The organism is Marinobacter bohaiensis (assembly GCF_003258515.1).
Classification (GTDB): Bacteria; Pseudomonadota; Gammaproteobacteria; order Pseudomonadales; family Oleiphilaceae; genus Marinobacter_A; species Marinobacter_A bohaiensis.
Genome location: NZ_QGEH01000001.1, coordinates 2,825,456 through 2,843,291, shown reverse-complemented (window position 1 = coordinate 2,843,291; position 17,836 = coordinate 2,825,456). Strand labels below are relative to the sequence as shown.

The window sequence follows — 17,836 nt, the reverse complement described above, 5'->3', positions numbered from 1 at the left end:
CCGCCATGGAGAAGCGGACACCGTTTAAGACTAATGTACAACGGCAGAAAGCGCCTGGAATGGTTAAGGTGTGCGCAGTTATCTCGTGACTGATCTCCGTCGGGATAACTGTCTGTGGTGTCTGAAAGCTTAAGGGAAGTTTCTTCCCGAATTATGCTCCCCCCGGTCCCCTCCGGGGGTTTTTTCGTTCTGGGCCCTGCATTCCGTCCATTTCCCTCCGCTTCCTTGCTTTCCTGGCTGGTGGTACAGTCTTTTCGTCCGGGTCTTTGCCGTATGTCCGGATGTGAGAGACAGCAAGCATCAGGTTGAACCATGACCACAAAAGACGAACGGCTCAGCTTCCTGGAGGAAATGAGCGACGTCCGCCGCATCAAGCGACCCAACCGCGCCGACGTGCAAGCCTCCCGTTCCATGACTCCCGGCCACCTGGAACGTCAGCGGGCCGCCGTTGACGAGGCGCCCAAGGACCGCAATCCACTGACCGGTGACAACGTTGACCCGCTCAAGAGTCACGACGTGCTCGCGTATCAGCGCCCAGGCATTCAGCATGGCGTCTATCGCAAGTTGCGCCTGGGCCAGTACCAGATCGATGCCCGCCTGGACCTGCATCGCATGACCGTCGACCAGGCGCGGTTGGAAGTGTTCAGTTTCATCAACGAGTGCGTGACCCACGGCGTACGCACCGCCTTGATCCTGCACGGCAAGGGGGAGCGGAACCCGGACGGCATTGCCCAGCTCAAGAGTTATCTCGCCAAATGGCTGCCGGAGCTGGACGCGGTCATGGCTTTTCACTCGGCCCAGAGACATCATGGCGGCACCGGTGCGGTCTACGTCATGTTGCGTAAAGGCGAGAAGGACAAGCAGCGCAACCGCGAACGCCACGGCTTCAAATAGAAATTCCTGAGAACTGCAATGATGAGCGACACGTAATGGGGTGGCGCCAGGATTTGTGTTGCAATAGGCTCGTGTGAAATCAACCGGGAGTTTTTTCATGCGTAAGCTGATATGGGTTGCCGTGCTGGGTGTGGCGCTTGCCGGCTGCAGTAAGGATCGTGTGATCTGGGACGATAACGGCAAGGTGGACGAAGCCACCCAGAATCGGGAAGTCTGGGATGACAACGGCAAGATCGATGATTCCGAAGACCGCGAGTTCTGGGATAGCAACGGCAAGATGGATTCCGGCGAACGCAAAATCTGGAATGACAGCAACGGCGAGCCGGTCATCGAATAGCCCGGATTGTCGACCTTCCTTCCAGCCAGCGCACAAGGGCTGTCATAAACACGCCGGGCTTTGCCCGGCGTTGTTGTTTGGGCTTTCTCAAAATCCCATACCCTCCCACTTGACGATGACGGCCGGTTACGGGAATGTCTTTACCCTGGGGCTCGCGCCTTTGCCCCGATTGGCCATCGAATTGCCACAGGGAGATGCGCATGGCACACCCACAGCAAGACGTCCTCTCGACGGTCGTGCGCTGGCTGGAGGCCGGCGAGCGGGTCTGGCTCTGTACCATCCTTGAAACCTGGGGCTCTTCGCCCCGACCCGCCGGTTCGATGCTGGCTGTCACGGCATCGGGGGCCTGGGCCGGGTCGGTGTCTGGAGGATGCCTGGAAGAGGACCTGCTGCATCGGACGGCGTCGCTCGAGGCGGGTGATGCACCGCGGGTGATTGACTACGGCATTTCCAACGCCGATCAGGGGCGCTTCCGGTTGCCCTGTGGCGGACGTATCCGTCTGTTGGTGGAGCCACTGCGTCGCATCGAGCACCTGGAACCGCTGGCCGGGCTGGTGGCGGCCATGGAGTGCAACCAGGCGGTTCGACGCAGTGTGACCCTTGACGACGGAGCGGTCATCGTCGAAAGCGGAGGTGACTGGGCCACCGGCATCCACGAAGACGACACCGGTGTGCATCACGTCATCGGCCCGGAGTGCCAGCTGCTGCTGGTCGGGGCGGGCGAGGTGGCGTCCCATGTCGCCGTGTTTGCGCGGCGCTGCGGGTTTGCGGTGACGCTCTGCGAACCCCGCGAAACCTTCCTCAAGGGCTGGCAGGACGATGATACGCCGGTCGTGACGGCCCTGCCGGATGATCTGATCATGCAGTCCTACAGCGATCGTTTCAGTGGCGTACTGGCACTGGCCCATGATCCGCGTGTGGATGACCTGGCCCTGCTCGCCGCCCTGCGGGCCGACTGCTTCTACGTGGGTGCCATGGGTTCCCGTGAGACCTCCCGGGCCCGACGTGAGCGCCTGATCTCCCTGGGGCTGGATGATGTCCGGCTCGAGCAGTTGCACGCCCCCATCGGCATCGCCATCCGCAGCAAGACACCGGCGGAAATCGCCGTTTCGATCATTGCGGATCTGGTGGACGCCCGACACCGTTTGCTGGCCGACGACAGCTCACTATAATAGCCGCCAAATGCAGGCGGAAACCGTTCGTTCCGGGCCCGTCTGACCCGTATCGCCGTCGTTGCCGGAGTCGCCATGTTCGATGTTACCCGTTACGCCCGGGTTGCCCAGTCGCTGATCGAGGCGGGCCAGTTCCTGTACGCCAATGGCTGGTCGCCGGCCACCAGCTCCAATTACTCCGCCCGCATTGACGACGACCACGTCGCCATCACGGTTTCCGGCCGCCACAAGGGACAGCTGGCGGCCGGTGACATCATGGTGGTGGACCTGGACGGACGTCCGGTACAGAGCGCCACCAAAGCCTCGGCGGAAACCCTGCTGCACACCGTGCTGTACCGGCAGTTTCCCGAGGTGGGCGTGGTGCTGCATACGCATTCGGTCAACGCTACGGTGTTGAGCCGGGCGCTGGCGGATGCCGGCCGGCTGGAGCTGCGCGACTACGAGTTGCAGAAAGCGTTTCCGGGCATCAGCACCCACGAAACGGCCCTGACCGTGCCGATTTTCGACAACACCCAGGAGATTGACGCCCTGTCGCGTGAGACCGCCGACTGGTTCGCGGCTCACCCGGAGCAGCCGGGTTATCTCATCCGCGGGCACGGCCTTTATACCTGGGGAAAGACCATGGCAGACTGTTTGCGCCATGTGGAAGCATTTGAGTTCCTGTTCGCCTGTGAACTGGAAATGATGAGGGTGACACGATGACAACGCTGCGAATCTATCGCGAACAACAGCCGGATCAGCCGGAGGTGCTGACCGAATCGCCCGAGGAGATCCAGCGGCTGCTGGGGGAGCAGGGCGTACGCTTCGAGCAGTGGCCGACCCGCGACCTGCCGGCCAACGCCAGCCAGGACGACATCCTGACCGCCTACGCCGACGAGGTGGCGCGCCTGCAAGCGGAGTGTGGCTTCCAGACCGCTGATGTGGTCAGCCTGACCGCCGACAACCCCAATAAGGAGGCGGCGCGCCAGAAATTCCTGGACGAGCACACCCACAGCGAAGACGAAGTCCGCTTCTTCGTGCGCGGTCAGGGCCTGTTCTACCTGCACTTCGGCGACAGGGTCTACGCGGTGCTGTGTCAGAAGAACGACCTGATCAGCGTGCCCGACGGCACCCGCCACTGGTTTGATATGGGGCCCGAGCCCGAGTTCACCTGCATCCGCCTGTTCTCCAATCCCGACGGCTGGGTGGCGAGCTTCACCGGCGAGGACATCGCCAGCCGCCTGCCGCGCTACGAAGGCATGCTGGGAGCGGCCGGATGATCCGGGTTGTCGTCACCGATATTGAAGGCACGACCAGTTCCATCTCCTTCGTGCACGAGGTGCTGTTTCCCTACGCCACCGAGCACATGGCGGCGTTCGTGCGAGAACACGCCGGCGAGCCGGAAGTAAGGGCCCAACTGGACGCGGTCGCCGAACAGAGCGGTCGCGATGCGGCGGATCTGGATGCCCTGGTGGCGGAGCTGCAACAGTGGATCGCGGAAGACCGCAAGGCGACACCCCTGAAAACACTGCAGGGCATGATCTGGGAGCATGGCTACCGCAGCGGTGATTTCCAGGGCCACATCTACGATGACGCCGCCGATAAACTGCGCGAATGGCACGACCGCGGCCTGCGACTCTACGTCTACTCGTCCGGCTCCGTGCAGGCCCAGAAGCTACTGTTCGGCCACAGCCGCTGCGGTGATATGACGCCGTTCTTCAGCGGCTATTTCGATACCCGCATCGGCGCCAAGCGCGAACCGTCGGCCTATCAGTCGATCCTGGAAGAGCTGGGCGTGGAGCCTGCGACCGTGCTGTTCCTGTCCGACGTGGAAGCGGAGCTGGCCGCCGCCGACAGCACCGGCATGGCCACCGTCCTCCTGGTTCGCGATGGCGAGCCGCAAGAGAGCGAGTACCGGGTCGCCCGGAATTTCGCGGAGGTGGACGCCCTGATTGCAGAGATCGACGAATACCATCCCTGATGGTCCCGCTGCGCCATTGGGGCGCCGATTACGTACACTGAACATGACGGGGCAGGGCCGACCCCCCTGCCGATCATGCGCTGCTGTGTCGGATCCGGAATCGTGCGTCTTCTGAGTATTGCGTTGTTATCAGTCGCCGTGGGTTTGCTGGCGGGGTGCAATCCCTTCTCTGCACCCACGGACATGATGGACGAGTACGTCGAGCGTGTTGCCCGCGTGCTCGACGAAGACGCGCATCTGTCGCCCATCCCCGTGGCCGACCTGTTCCCGCGCCGTCGGGAGCGCCGCCTGCCGATGCCCGAGCTGGATCTGGGCATGCTCGACTTTCTTTCCCTGTATGGCTGCGAACTGCAGGTGGTTGTGGGCGAGCGCAATTCGGGCCTGGGGCGGGTGATGCAGCCGTCCAACGTGTTGCGCTACGAAGTGCGTTTCATCAACGCCGCCGAGGACTGCCTGCCGACCCTGGCCGAGAAGAAAGAGCTGCAGGCCGCCGTCCGCCAGGCGCGCCGCTCCAAGATCGACAGCCTTCCGATCGCCATCTGGAACGCCACCTGGGCAACCGAGGAAATCGAGCGCCTGTTCACCCGCACCGAGGGCGTCTATCCGCTGGACGCGACCGGGGCCACGGTCGACGACCTGACGACGGACGTGAACCTCATGAATGCCCGCTTGTCAGCGTTGCTGGCCGGCCGCACCGGCACCGATCTGGGCTTCCTCGACAACGTCCAGCAGCGCTGGCAGGCGGAGGACCGCCTGGGGCAGCTGATCAAGAGCGCGTTGCTGCTGACGACCCGCCTGAACGACGCCGCGGACCTGGTCGAGCGGCGCCTGGCGGACTATCCCCTGTGCCTGAACGGCAAGACCAATCCGGACGCCGACATCGCCAGGAACATGTTCTACGCGGTTTACGCCGAGCGGGTGCAACCATACATGGCGGCGGTGGATCGGGCCCGTGTCGGCCTGGTGGCAGGATTCGCCGAGCTGGCGGCCATGCAGCAGGCGGTGATGCCCGAGGCATTCGGGCCGTATTACCGCCGCTACCTGAAGCAGAGTGGTGACGAGAGTATCTGGGCCGGGCTCGATGCCGCGGTGCAGCGCCACACGGAGAGCTGGCAGCGCCTGCTCAAGCAGTGCGGGATGACGCCTGGGGCGAGCTGACGCCCGGTGAGATCCTGGGCACCGTGTGTGGCCCGGTAGATCAGCGCTGGCTTTCCGGCGTGACCCGCAGGATTTCCTCGATGGTGGTCTCGCCGGCCGCCACTTTCTGCGCGCCGCTGAGGCGCAGCGAGCGCATGCCATCCTTGTAGGCGCCGATGCGCAGTTGCTCCAGGTCACAGCCGTCGTCTACCTGGCTGCGCAGGGCCGGCGACAGCTGCAGGATCTCGTAGACCCCGGCGCGGCCACGGTAGCCCGTGTTGCGACATTCCAGGCAGCCGCCGGGCGCGAAGACGCTGCTGGGCCTGGGCGCTTTCCAGGGCCGCGTCAGGTCGGTCCAGGCCTTTTCGTCGATCTCCGCCGGCTGCTTGCAGCTGGGGCAGAGCGTCCGGACCAGCCGTTGGGCCATCACCCCCAGGACCGTCGCCCGAATCAGGTAGGAGGGAATGCCCAGCTCGATCAGTCGGGTGATGGCGCTGGGGGCGTCGTTGGTGTGCAGGGTGGAGAGCACCAGGTGGCCCGTGAGCGCCGCCTGGACAGCCATCTCCGCGGTCTGCAAATCGCGGATCTCGCCCACCATGATGATGTCCGGGTCCTGGCGCAGCAGCGCTCGAACGCCGGCCGCGAAGCTCAGCTCGATGCTGTGCTGCACCTGCATCTGGTTGAAAGCCGGCTCCACCATCTCGATGGGGTCCTCGATGGTGCAGATGTTGACCTCCGGCGTGGCCAGCTGCTTGAGCGTGGAGTAGAGCGTGGTGGTCTTGCCCGACCCGGTGGGGCCGGTGACCAGCACGATGCCGTGGGGCTGCTCGGTCATCGCTTTCCAGCGCTGGATGTCTTCCTTGCTGAAGCCGAGCTGGTCGAACCCTTTGAGCAGCACATCCGGATCGAAGATCCGCATGACCATCTTCTCGCCGAACGCCGTAGGCATGGTGGCCAGACGCAGCTCCACTTCGCTGTTGTCCGGCTTGCGGGTCTTGATGCGGCCGTCCTGGGGTTTGCGTTTTTCCGCTACGTTGAGGCGCCCCAGGATCTTCAGGCGACTGACCACCGCAACGCCCACCTGATCGGGGAACTCGTAGACATTGTGCAGCACGCCGTCGATGCGGAAGCGCACCTGGGTAATCTCCCGGCGCGGCTCAATGTGGATATCGCTGGCGCGTTGGTCGAACGCGTATTGCAGCAGCCAGTCGACGATCTTGACCACGTGCTGGTCGTTGGCGTCCGGGTTTTCGTTCTCCCCGAGATCCAGCAACTGCTCGAAATTATGCAGGTTAGCGGCGCCCTGCTTGGTCGCGCCAATGGCTTTGCTGACGGAACTGGCAAGCTGGTAGAACTCGACGGTAAAGCGGCGAATGCCTTCCGGGTTGGCGACCACCCGTTTGATGTCCTTCTTCAGGACCTGGCCCAGGTTGCTTTCCCAGTCGGACTTGAAGGGTTCGGCGCTGGCGATCCAGATTTCCTCCGGATGGATCTCCACCGCCAGGATGCCGTGGCGCTGGGCGAAGGCGTAGGACATCACTTTGGAAATGGCCGCCACGTCAATCTTCAGCGGATCGATGTGGTAGTAGGGCTGTTCCGCCCATTCGGCCAGCCATTGCGTCAGCCGTTCCAGGTCCAGTTTGCGTTGCGACTGCCGGCTCACCAGGCCGGCTTCGGCAATCACCGTCAGCGGGTGTCGTTTGGCAGCGTCCGCGCCCAGGTTGGCCGTCAGCACCCGTTCCGCATCCTCCTGGGCAATCAGTCCCTGTTCCACCAGGGCGGTGCAGACATCGCGCAGGGTCAGTGATGTGCGCGCAGGAGCGGGGAAGGTGGCGGTGGACATGGCGTTAGGACAACTCCGGCCGGTTGAGTTTCAGGTGCACCATAGCAGAAACGAACAGTGCCAGGGTGAGCGTCGCGCCCAGCACGGGGGCGAGTGCGCCCTGGCTGAGCCAACTGCCGACGACGAACTGGGTGAAGTAGAAAATCAGCACAAAGGCCAGCCAGATCAGGCCCCGGTTGTGGCCGCGCCACACCGCCGGCGTGAAAAACACCAGCGGCAGCAGCTTGACGGACAGGATCAGCGGCAGGGAAATGGCCGGATCCGGTGCCGGATAGAAGGTGGTCGCGACCAGCATGACCAGCAGGGCCGCGAACAGCCACTGGCAGACGTGTCGGGACAGGCGGGCGCGGGGCGACTGCAGCATCGGTCTATCCCGTCAGCTTCGTGGCCAGGCGGGCCAGGCGCTCGCCCAGGGTCTGGCAGATGGTTTTTTCGTCCTCGGTGAGCGGCCTGGGCTGATCGGTTCCCGCCCAGTGACTGGCGCCGTATGGGGTGCCGCCGGCGTCGGTCCGGGACAGGGCGGGCTCGGTGTAGGGGACGCCCGTTATCAGCATGCCGTGGTGGAGCAGCGGGATTGCCATCGACAGCAGTGTGGCTTCCTGCCCGCCGTGCAGGCTGCCGGTCGATGTGAACAGGGAGGCCGGTTTATCCACCAGGGCGCCGTTGAGCCAGAGATCGCCGGTGCTGTCGAGGAAATGCTTGAGCGGGGCCGCCATGTTGCCGAAACGGGTGGCGCTGCCCAGGGCGAGGCCGGCGCAGTGGCGCAGCTCTTCGGTGGTGCAGTAAACGGCGCCATCAGCGGGGACCGGTGGCGCGCTGGCTTCGGTGTCGGGGGACACCGGCGGCACCGTCCGGACGCGGGCTTCGAGACCCTGGCGTTCGATACCACGGGCGACCTGCAACGCCATCTCCGCAGTGTGGCCGCCGCGGCTGTAGTAGAGCACGAGAATGTAGGGGGATTCGCTCATCGTGGGGCCTCAGAGAATGTCCAGAACCGCTTCCGGCGGGCGGCCCAGGGCGGCCTTGCCGTTGTGGATGACAATCGGCCGTTCGATCAGTTTGGGGTGGCTGACCATGGCCTCGATGATCTGCTCGTCGCTGAGGCTGGCGTCCGACAGGCCCAGTTCCTTGTAGACGGATTCGCCCTTGCGCAGCAGCTCGCGGGCGGCCAGGCCCAACTGGCTCAGTATGTCCCGCAGTTCGTCGGCGGTCGGCGGTGTTTCCAGGTAGCGGATCACCTCCGGCTGGATGCCTTTCTCTTCCAGCAGGGCCAGGGTCTGGCGGGATTTCGAGCAGCGCGGATTGTGGAAAATGCGGGTGGCTTCTGTCATCGTTTCTGCCTTGATTCAGGTTGTTCCGAAAGCGTCAGCAAGCAGTCTAACAGGAGGCATGGGGTTGCAGTACATTCAAAGGGTTAAACGGTGCGGGCGGCTTCTGGTGACGGGCTGTATCCTGGTGCTGCTGGCCGCCTGTGACCGCGCCGCGTTCGAGGATGCGCGCGGCGATACCCTGAACTGGGATGACTTGCGCGGCCAGTGGGTGGTGGTCAACTACTGGGCCGAGTGGTGCAAGCCCTGCCTGGAGGAAATTCCCGAGCTGAACCGGCTGGATCGTTCCGGGCGCATCACCGTGCTGGGGGTGAACTTCGATGGCATCACCGGTCAGCCCCTGCGTGACGTGGCGCGCAAGATGGACATTGATTTCCGGCTGCTCGCAGAGGATCCGGGGCCCAAGCTGGGCTGGGATCTGCCGGTGGGCCTGCCGGCGTCGTTCGTGGTCAACCCGGACGGGGAGCTGGTGGAAACCCGTTTTGGCGCCCAGACCGAAGACGGTTTGATGGAGCTGATGCAGCCGTGAATTTCAAGCGCGATTTGTCCCGGTCGCGCTGATAGAATGGCCCACCATCCCGACAACATTTTCAGTACAGAGCCCGATAATCGCCCCATGTCGAATACTTTCGTACACCTGCGCGTTCACTCCGAATATTCCCTGGTCGACGGCCTGGTCCGCATCAAGCCGTTCATCAAGCAGGTAGCCGACCTGGGCATGCCCGCGGTCGGTCTGACCGAGCAGTCGAACATGTGCTCGCTGGTGCGTTTCTACAAGGCGGCCATGGGCGCCGGCATCAAGCCCATCATCGGCGCCGACATCTGGCTGAGCAATCCGGATGAGCCGGAGAACCCCTTCCGCCTGACCTTGATGGCCCGCAACGAGAAGGGCTACCTGCACCTGACCGAGATCATCTCCCTGGGTTACACCGATGGCCAGCTGCACGGCGTGCCGATCGTCGAACGCGAGTGGCTGGAAGCGCGTGCCGAGGGACTGATCGCCCTGTCCGGCGCCAAGCAGGGCGACGTGGGCCGCGCGCTGCTGGCCGGCAAGAAAGAACTCGCCCGGGAGCGCGCCGAATACTGGCAGCGCCTGTATCCCGACGCCTATTACCTGGAGCTGCAGCGCACCGGCCGCCCGGGGGATGAGGACTGCCTGCACCTGAGCGTTGAACTGGCGGATGCCCTGGAACTGCCGGTGGTCGCCACCAACGACGTGCACTTCCTCAAGCAGGAAGACTTCGAGGCCCACGAGGCCCGGGTCTGCATCGGCGAGAGCCGGACCCTTGACGATCCGCGCCGCGAACGCCGCTTCAGCGACCAGCAGTACCTGCGCAGTGCCGATGAGATGATCGAACTGTTCTCGGACATTCCCGAGGCGATCGAGAATACGGTCGAGATCGCCCGCCGCTGCAGCGTCAAGGTGCGCATGGGCGAGTACTTCCTGCCGGATTACCCGATCCCCGATGGCATGACCATGGACGAGTTCTTCCGCAAGGTGTCGGAAGAGGGGCTGGAAGACCGGCTGTCGCGGACCATCTTCAAGGACGATCCCGACTACGAGGAAAAGCGCGCGGCCTACTACAAGCGGCTGAACTTCGAGCTGGATATCATCATCCAGATGGGGTTCCCGGGCTACTTCCTGATCGTTATGGACTTCATCAAGTGGGCCAAGAACAACGGCGTGCCGGTTGGCCCCGGGCGGGGTTCCGGTGCCGGCTCGCTGGTCGCCTATGCCCAGCAGATTACCGACCTGGACCCGCTGGAATACGATCTGCTGTTCGAGCGCTTCCTCAACCCGGAGCGGGTTTCCATGCCCGACTTCGACGTCGACTTCTGCATGGAAGGCCGTGACCGGGTCATCGATTACGTGGCCGAGAAGTACGGCCGGGCCGCGGTCTCCCAGATCATCACCTTCGGCACCATGGCGGCCAAGGCCGTGGTGCGCGATGTGGCGCGGGTGCAGGGCAAGTCCTACGGGCTGGCGGACAAGCTGTCCAAGATGATCCCCTTCGAGGTGGGGATGACCCTGGACAAGGCCATCGAGCAGGAAGAGCAGCTGCGCGACTTCCTGAAACAGGATGAGGAAGCCCAGGAAATCTGGGAAATGGCCCTCAAGCTGGAGGGCGTGTGCCGGAACGCCGGTAAGCACGCCGGTGGCGTGGTCATCGCTCCCACCAAGATCACCGACTTCTCGCCACTCTACTGCGACGAGGAGGGCGGCAGCCCGGTCACCCAGTTCGACAAGGGCGACGTGGAGGAGGCCGGACTGGTCAAGTTCGACTTCCTGGGGCTGCGAACCCTGACGATCATCGACTGGGCCCTGGCGATGATCAATCCCAAGCGGGAGAAACAGGGCGAGGCGCCGCTGGACATCGGCAAGATCCCGCTGGACGACGTGCCGTCGTTCGACATGCTCAAGAAGGCCGAAACCACCGCGGTGTTCCAGCTGGAATCCCGTGGCATGAAGGACCTGATCCGCCGTCTGCAACCAGACTGCCTGGAAGACATGATCGCCCTGGTGGCCCTGTTCCGTCCGGGCCCGCTGCAGTCGGGGATGGTGGACGACTTCATCGACCGGAAGCACGGTCGCCAGCCCATGTCGTTCCCGCACCCGGATTACCAGTACGACGGTCTGCAGCCGGTCCTGGAGCCCACCTACGGGGTTATCCTGTACCAGGAGCAGGTCATGCAGATCGCCCAGGTGATGGCGGGCTATACCCTGGGTAACGCCGACATGCTGCGCCGGGCCATGGGTAAGAAAAAACCCGAGGAGATGGCCAAGCAGAAGCAGTTCTTCCTGGAAGGCTGCGAGAACAACGGCATCGAGAAGACGCTGGCCGAAAACATCTTCGACCTGGTGGAGAAATTCGCCGGTTACGGCTTCAACAAATCCCACTCCGCCGCCTACGCGTTCGTGTCCTACCAGACGCTCTGGCTCAAGGCGCATTACACCGCCGAATTCATGGCGGCGGTTCTGACCGCCGATATGCAGAACACCGACAAGGTGGTGACGCTGGTCGAGGAGTGCCGCAATCTCAAGCTGGACCTGGTGCTGCCGGATGTCAGCACCTCCGAATACACCTTCACTGTTAACGAAGAAGGGCAGGTGGTTTACGGCCTCGGCGCGATCAAGGGGCTGGGCGAAGGCCCGATCCACAGCATCGTCGAGGCGCGCAAGGAAGGCGGGGCCTTCAAGGACATGTTCGATTTCTGCCAGCGCGTCGACCTCAAGCGGGTCAACAAGCGGGCGATCGAGGCGCTGATCCGCGCCGGAGCCATGGACAAGCTGGGGCCCAACCGGGCGCAGATGATGGCCAGCATCGACAAGGCGGTGCAGCAGGCCGGCCAGCAGTCCCGCAACGAATCGGTGGGCATGATGGATATGTTCGGGGAAACCCTCGACAGCAGCCATGTCGACCCGTTCGAGGAAGTACGCAAAATCCGCGAATGGCCGGAGAAAGAGCGCCTTAAAGGGGAAAAGGACACCCTGGGGCTTTATCTGACCGGGCATCCGTTCGACGAGTACGAGAAAGAGGTGCGCCGTTTTGCCCGGCAGGCCATCGCCGATCTCAAGCCTGGCAAGGCGCCGCAGCGACTGGCAGGGCTGGTGGTGGCGATGCGCACCATGAAAAACAAGCGCGGCCAGACCATGGCGTTCGTGACGCTGGACGACCGTTCGGCACGGATCGAGGCGACGCTGTTCTCCGAGACGTTCAACGACAACCGCGATCTGCTGCAGTCGGACGAAGTGGTCGTGCTCGACGGCACGGTCAGCCACGATGACTATTCCGGATCCCTGAAAGTGCGGGTTAGCGACGTCATGGACGTTGCCACGGCCCGTCAGCGCTACAGCCGTGGTTTGCAGATGTCCCTGTCCGCCGGCCAGTTGGGCAACGGCCTACTGGAAAAGCTGGATCAGACGCTGCAGCCCTACCGGGGAGGCGAGGGGTGTCCGGTCTGGATCAATTACCAGAGTGAACAGGCACGCACGCGAATCCAGTTGGGGGAAGGCTGGCGTATCCAGCCAAACGACGATTTGCTGCTAAACTTGCGACATCTTGTTGGCGATAAAGCGGTGCAGCTGGTTTACGACTAGTTCGTTACGACTAATGTCGGTGCCGTAATCCGCCGCCATATGAGCGGGTTATACCAAGGTCCGCTTTCTATGGGCGTCTGCGCCTGTTAGCGTTGCGCCTAACAGTAGACTTAGGCGTCTCGGACGTCGCCTCAGAGCCATTGACGACGGAAGACCATGAATCCCAATTACCTGGATTTTGAACAGCCGATTGCCGACCTCGAAGCCAAGATCGAAGAGCTGCGCCTCGTCGGTAACGACAGTGAGCTGAACATCTCGGACGAAATCAATCGTCTCAAGAACAAGAGCTTCAGCCTCACCGAAAGCATTTTCTCCAACCTCACGCCGTGGGACATTGCGCGACTGGCGCGCCATCCGCGCCGTCCGTACACCCAGGATTACATCGACCTGGTGTTCGACGATTTCGACGAGTTCCACGGCGACCGCAAGTACGCCGACGACATGGCGATCATCGGCGGCACGGCGCGTCTGGACGGCCAACCGGTGATGATCATCGGTCACCAGAAGGGGCGTGAGGTCAAGGACAAGGTCAAGCGCAACTTCGGCATGCCGCGGCCTGAAGGCTACCGCAAGGCCCTGCGCCTGATGGAGATGGCGGAGCGTTTCCGTCTGCCCATCCTGACCTTCATCGATACACCGGGCGCCTATCCCGGTATCGGTGCCGAAGAGCGTGGCCAGAGCGAAGCGATCGCTTACAACCTGGCGGTCATGTCGCGCCTGAAAACGCCGGTGATCGCGACGGTGATCGGCGAGGGCGGCTCCGGCGGCGCGCTGGCGATCGGCGTGTGCGACCGGCTCTACATGCTGCAGTATTCCACCTACTCGGTCATTTCCCCGGAAGGCTGCGCGTCGATTCTGTGGAAGAGCGCGGAGTATGCGGCCCAGGCGGCGGAAGCCATGGGTGTTACCGCCAGCCGCCTGCAGGAGCTGAACCTGGCCGACGAGGTGATCTCCGAGCCGCTAGGCGGCGCCCACCGCGATCCGGACGAGATGGCCCGATCCCTCAAGGAACAGCTCAAGGCTGGTCTGGCGGAGCTGGGTGCCCTGTCCACCGAGGATCTGGTAAGCCAGCGCTACGAGCGCCTGACCGCCTATGACACAGGCCGGTAACCGGTCCGATCCCTCCTCATGGCCCGCCGGTTTGCGGCGGGCCATGGCCTCCATCCCAGAATCCGGTTCCCTGTGCGTCGCCCTCAGCGGTGGCCTGGACTCTGTCTTTCTGCTGCATGCGGTGGCCGGCTGGTTTGCCGGGCGCGCGGACGTCCAGGTGGGCGCCTTGCACATCAATCATGGGTTGCAGTCGGCGGCGGACGATATGGAGGCACTGTGCCGGCGGCTTTGTGATGACCTGGGCGTCGAGCTGACGGTGGCCCGCGTCGCCGTCGATACCGGGAACGACAGTCTCGAAAACACGGCGCGGGAGGCTCGATACGGGGCCTTTGTCAGACACATGGCAGCCGGGCAGATTCTGCTGCAGGCGCATCATGCCAACGACCAGGCGGAAACGGTGCTGTTCCGGCTGGTGCGTGGCAGCGGCGTCCGTGGGCTGGCGGGGATTCCCGCTGCCCGAACGCTGGGAGCTGCCAGCGTGTTCCGGCCGTTGCTGCCGATTGCGCGTGCTGAGCTGGAAAGCTTGGCCCTCGCCTGGGGGCTGGACTGGTTTGACGACCCCACCAACTCCGATACCCGCATCGATCGCAACTACCTGCGCCATCGTGTACTGGCGCCCCTGCTGGAGCGCTGGCCGGGGGCGCTGGCCACGCTGGCCCGCAGCGCCCGGCAAAGCGCGGAGGCCGATCAGCTGACGGCGCGTCTGGCGGCGCTCCAGCGGGAAACGGTCGAGGATGGGCAGGGGCGCCTCAGCGCCCCGGAGCTGGTCCGCATGGCCCTTTGCGAACGCAAAAATCTGCTACGCTGGTGGTTGATCGATCGCGGCTTCGAACCGCCCGTGGCAAGCCGGCTGGAGCAGGGGCTGCAGGATCTGCTGCAGGCCGGCGAGGATCGGGGGCCGGCGCTGGTGGGCACCGGCTACCGGGTGCTTCGATACCAGGGGCGACTGTATTGCGTGGCCGACCGGCCGACACCACCGCTTGAGCCTCTGCCATGGCACACGGCTGAGCCGCTCGGCTGGGCCGGTGGGCGGCTGAGCGTCGCCGGCGCGGATCCCGGGTTGCGGCTGACGGTCACCGCACGGCGTGGGGGTGAACGTCTGCGTCCGGTGCCTGGTGGTGGGAGTCGTCCGCTCAAGAAATGGTTGCAGGAACAGGGTGTGCCGCCCTGGGAAAGAGAGCGCATTCCGCTGCTCTGGAAGGACGGAGAACTGGTGGCGGTCGCCGGGTTATGGGTATCCCCGAGCTTGCGCGACGCGTCAGAATCTGCGTCATGGCGGATTGTCTGGGACGGGGATTGTCGTTGAGTAAACAAGGGGCTTCTGGTACTCTGGTGTCCCATCTTGAGATGACAATCTCCCCCCTTCACCGAACCAGATAAATCACACGGAAACTGCATGACGCGTTATATTTTCGTCACCGGCGGTGTCGTGTCCTCATTGGGCAAAGGTATCGCATCGGCTTCCCTTGCGGCCATCCTTGAGGCGCGCGGCTTAAAGGTCACCATTCTCAAGCTGGATCCCTACATCAACGTTGATCCCGGCACCATGAGTCCCTTCCAGCACGGGGAAGTGTTCGTGACCGAGGATGGCGCCGAGACCGACCTGGATCTTGGCCACTACGAGCGTTTCATCCGCACCCCGATGAGCCGCCGCAACAACTTCACCACCGGACGCGTCTACGAAGAGGTGATCCGCAAGGAACGTCGTGGCGATTACCTCGGCGGTACCGTCCAGGTGATCCCGCACATCACCGATGAGATCAAGCGTCGTGTGATCGAAGGTGCCGCCGGTGCCGACGTGGCACTGATCGAGATCGGCGGTACCGTGGGGGACATCGAATCCCTGCCGTTCCTGGAAGCGACCCGTCAGCTCAAGGTGGAAGTCGGGCCGCGTCGCGCGCTGTTCATGCACCTGACCCTGGTGCCGTACATCGCCACCGCAGGCGAAGTGAAAACCAAGCCGACCCAGCACTCGGTGAAGGAAATGCGCTCCATCGGCCTGCAGCCGGACATCCTGCTGTGCCGTTCGGAGCATGAGGTGGACGTCAGCTCCCGCCGCAAGATCGCGTTGTTCACCAACGTGGAAGAGCGTGCGGTTATCCCGATGCAGGACGCCAAGTCCATCTACGCCATTCCGCGCATGCTGCACGAGCACAACCTGGATGAGCTGATCATCGAGCGATTCGGCCTGGAGAACGACGCCGGCGCCGCGGATCTGTCCGAGTGGGACGCCGTGGTCGATGCCCAGCTCAACCCGGAAGGCGAAGTGACCATCGCCATGGTCGGCAAGTACATGGAGCTGCTGGACGCCTACAAGTCCCTGATCGAATCGCTGCTCCACGCCGGCATCAAGACCCGCACCAAGGTCAACATCAACTACATCGATTCCGAGGACATCGAGCGTGACGGCACCGGCGCGCTGGAGTCCGCGGATGCCATCCTGGTTCCCGGCGGCTTCGGCGAGCGTGGCGTGGAAGGCAAGATCGAAACCGTGCGCTACGCCCGTGAAAACAAAGTGCCGTACCTCGGTATCTGTCTGGGTATGCAGGTGGCGGTCATCGAGTACGCCCGTAACGTGGCTGGCCTGACCGATGCGCACAGCACCGAGTTCCGCGCCCAGACGTCAGCGCCTGTGGTTGGCCTGATCACCGAATGGCTCGACGCCAGCGGCGAGAAGGAGCAGCGCGATGCCGCCTCCGACCTGGGCGGCACCATGCGCCTGGGTGCCCAGGATTGCGTGCTGACTGACGATTCCACCATCGCCAAGTGCTATGGCCGCAAGGTCATCCGCGAGCGCCACCGCCACCGCTATGAGGTGAACAACGGTTTCCTGCCGCAGCTGCAGCACGCCGGTCTGCGCATCGCCGGGCACTCCACCGACGGCAAGCTGGTGGAAGTGGTCGAAGTGGCGGACCATCCCTGGTTTGTGGCGTGTCAGTTCCACCCGGAATTCACCTCGACGCCGCGCGACGGCCACGCCCTGTTCAAGGGCTTCGTCGAAGCCGCCATGGCGCGTAAACAGGCACGTTGATACCCTGCGCCGGCCGAGCCATCGGCCGGCGCCCTTGTTTTAACCGCAGGAGCGAAAGCCCGCCATGTCCCAGAAAACCATCACGGTTGCGGACCTCTCCATTTCCAACGATCGCCCGTTCGTGCTGTTCGGCGGCATGAACGTCCTTGAGTCCCGCGACCTGGCCCTGGAAGTGGCCGAAGCCTACGTGGAGGTGACCCGTCGGCTGGGTATTCCCTACGTGTTCAAGGCCTCCTTCGACAAGGCCAACCGGTCCTCGATTCACTCCTTTCGTGGCCCCGGACTGGATGCCGGCATGGAAATCCTGAAGGACATCAAGGACAAATTCGGTGTACCGGTGATCAGTGACGTGCACGAACCCTGGCAGGCCCAGCCTGCGGCAGAAGTGTGCGAAGTGATCCAGTTGCCGGCGTTCCTCAGCCGACAGACCGACCTGGTCGAGTCCATGGCCCGGACCGGTGCGGCGATCAACATCAAGAAGGCCCAGTTCCTGGCTCCCCAGGAAATGAAGCACATCATCAACAAGTGTCGCGAGGCGGGGAACGATCGCGTCATCCTGTGCGAGCGCGGCACCAGTTTCGGCTACAACAACCTGGTGGTCGACATGCTGGGCTTCGGCATCATGAAAGCCATGGAGTACCCGGTGCTCTTCGACGTCACCCACGCTCTGCAGATGCCCGGTGGCCGCGCCGATTCCGCCGGCGGGCGGCGTGCACAGGTGGCCGAGCTGGCACGGGCCGGCATGTCCCAGGGACTGGCCGGGCTGTTCCTGGAAGCGCACCCGGATCCGGAGAACGCCAAGTGCGATGGCCCCTGTGCGCTGCGTCTGGACCAGCTCGAACCGTTCCTGAAACAGGTCAAGGCCATCGACGACCTGGTCAAGGGCTTCGAGCCCCTGGATACGGCCTGAACCTTCTCTCAAATC

At 63.6% G+C, this 17,836-nt stretch carries 17 protein-coding genes; 13 read left to right on the top strand and 4 right to left on the bottom strand.

From position 1 onward, the window contains the following. Positions 1–312 precede the first annotated feature (312 nt). The 7 genes from smrA to DKK67_RS12705 all read left to right on the top strand — a co-directional run bounded on the left by smrA (position 313) and on the right by DKK67_RS12705 (position 5,521). Entirely contained in the window at positions 313–894 is a 582-nt protein-coding gene (gene smrA / locus DKK67_RS12735; protein WP_111496693.1) for a DNA endonuclease SmrA, read from the top strand. Positions 895–991: 97 nt separating this feature from the next. Continuing rightward, on the top strand, positions 992–1,231 hold the full coding sequence (locus tag DKK67_RS12730; RefSeq protein ID WP_111496692.1) for a hypothetical protein: 240 nt from the start codon (positions 992–994) through the stop codon (positions 1,229–1,231). Between the two features lie 200 nt (positions 1,232–1,431). Further along, positions 1,432–2,403, top strand: coding sequence for an XdhC family protein (locus DKK67_RS12725; RefSeq protein ID WP_111496691.1), 972 nt, complete (start codon positions 1,432–1,434; stop codon positions 2,401–2,403). Between the two features lie 75 nt (positions 2,404–2,478). Further along, positions 2,479–3,105 carry a methylthioribulose 1-phosphate dehydratase gene (locus DKK67_RS12720; protein WP_111496690.1) on the top strand — a complete coding sequence of 209 codons (627 nt, stop codon included), beginning with the start codon at positions 2,479–2,481 and terminating at the stop codon, positions 3,103–3,105. Further along, the gene (locus DKK67_RS12715) at positions 3,102–3,662 is read left to right on the top strand and encodes a 1,2-dihydroxy-3-keto-5-methylthiopentene dioxygenase (RefSeq protein WP_111496689.1); all 561 of its coding nucleotides are present in this window, start codon (positions 3,102–3,104) and stop codon (positions 3,660–3,662) included. The genes DKK67_RS12720 and DKK67_RS12715 overlap by 4 nt, the downstream gene beginning before the upstream one ends. Beyond that, positions 3,659–4,363: an acireductone synthase gene (mtnC, locus tag DKK67_RS12710; protein WP_111496688.1), complete on the top strand. Its 705-nt coding sequence runs from the start codon at positions 3,659–3,661 to the stop codon at positions 4,361–4,363. The genes DKK67_RS12715 and mtnC overlap by 4 nt, the downstream gene beginning before the upstream one ends. Before the next feature lie 102 nt (positions 4,364–4,465). Beyond that, the gene (locus DKK67_RS12705; RefSeq protein ID WP_228160592.1) at positions 4,466–5,521 is read left to right on the top strand and encodes a DUF3080 domain-containing protein; all 1,056 of its coding nucleotides are present in this window, start codon (positions 4,466–4,468) and stop codon (positions 5,519–5,521) included. Positions 5,522–5,561: 40 nt separating this feature from the next. Here the strand turns inward: DKK67_RS12705 and DKK67_RS12700 are convergent, their stop codons facing one another. Genes DKK67_RS12700 through arsC form a run of 4 tightly spaced genes read right to left on the bottom strand, consistent with a single transcriptional unit; the run spans position 5,562 to position 8,674 of the window. Further along, positions 5,562–7,343: a GspE/PulE family protein gene (locus DKK67_RS12700; RefSeq protein WP_111496686.1), complete on the bottom strand. Its 1,782-nt coding sequence runs from the start codon at positions 7,341–7,343 to the stop codon at positions 5,562–5,564. A gap of 4 nt (positions 7,344–7,347) precedes the next feature. Then, positions 7,348–7,707 carry a DUF2069 domain-containing protein gene (locus DKK67_RS12695; RefSeq protein WP_111496685.1) on the bottom strand — a complete coding sequence of 120 codons (360 nt, stop codon included), beginning with the start codon at positions 7,705–7,707 and terminating at the stop codon, positions 7,348–7,350. Positions 7,708–7,711: 4 nt separating this feature from the next. Next, positions 7,712–8,311, bottom strand: coding sequence for an NAD(P)H:quinone oxidoreductase (gene wrbA, locus DKK67_RS12690; RefSeq protein ID WP_111496684.1), 600 nt, complete (start codon positions 8,309–8,311; stop codon positions 7,712–7,714). Positions 8,312–8,320: 9 nt separating this feature from the next. Next, complete coding sequence (gene arsC / locus DKK67_RS12685) at positions 8,321–8,674, bottom strand: arsenate reductase (glutaredoxin) (RefSeq protein ID WP_111496683.1); 354 nt, start codon at positions 8,672–8,674, stop codon at positions 8,321–8,323. Between the two features lie 106 nt (positions 8,675–8,780). Between arsC and DKK67_RS12680 the strand changes: the two genes are divergently transcribed. The 6 genes from DKK67_RS12680 (at position 8,781) to kdsA (ending at position 17,821) form a co-directional block, all read left to right on the top strand. Next, positions 8,781–9,200: a TlpA family protein disulfide reductase gene (locus DKK67_RS12680; RefSeq protein ID WP_228160591.1), complete on the top strand. Its 420-nt coding sequence runs from the start codon at positions 8,781–8,783 to the stop codon at positions 9,198–9,200. A gap of 87 nt (positions 9,201–9,287) precedes the next feature. After that, positions 9,288–12,770 (top strand): DNA polymerase III subunit alpha, encoded by a 3,483-nt coding sequence (dnaE, locus tag DKK67_RS12675; RefSeq protein ID WP_111496681.1) that lies wholly within the window; start codon positions 9,288–9,290, stop codon positions 12,768–12,770. Between the two features lie 156 nt (positions 12,771–12,926). Then, positions 12,927–13,880: an acetyl-CoA carboxylase carboxyl transferase subunit alpha gene (gene accA / locus DKK67_RS12670; RefSeq protein WP_111496680.1), complete on the top strand. Its 954-nt coding sequence runs from the start codon at positions 12,927–12,929 to the stop codon at positions 13,878–13,880. A 43-nt stretch (positions 13,881–13,923) separates the two neighbouring features. Then, on the top strand, positions 13,924–15,186 hold the full coding sequence (tilS, locus tag DKK67_RS12665) for a tRNA lysidine(34) synthetase TilS (RefSeq protein WP_162628828.1): 1,263 nt from the start codon (positions 13,924–13,926) through the stop codon (positions 15,184–15,186). 90 nt (positions 15,187–15,276) lie between these two features. Next, the gene (locus DKK67_RS12660) at positions 15,277–16,911 is read left to right on the top strand and encodes a CTP synthase (RefSeq protein ID WP_111496678.1); all 1,635 of its coding nucleotides are present in this window, start codon (positions 15,277–15,279) and stop codon (positions 16,909–16,911) included. 64 nt (positions 16,912–16,975) lie between these two features. After that, positions 16,976–17,821 carry a 3-deoxy-8-phosphooctulonate synthase gene (gene kdsA, locus DKK67_RS12655; protein WP_111496677.1) on the top strand — a complete coding sequence of 282 codons (846 nt, stop codon included), beginning with the start codon at positions 16,976–16,978 and terminating at the stop codon, positions 17,819–17,821. Positions 17,822–17,836 lie beyond the last annotated feature (15 nt).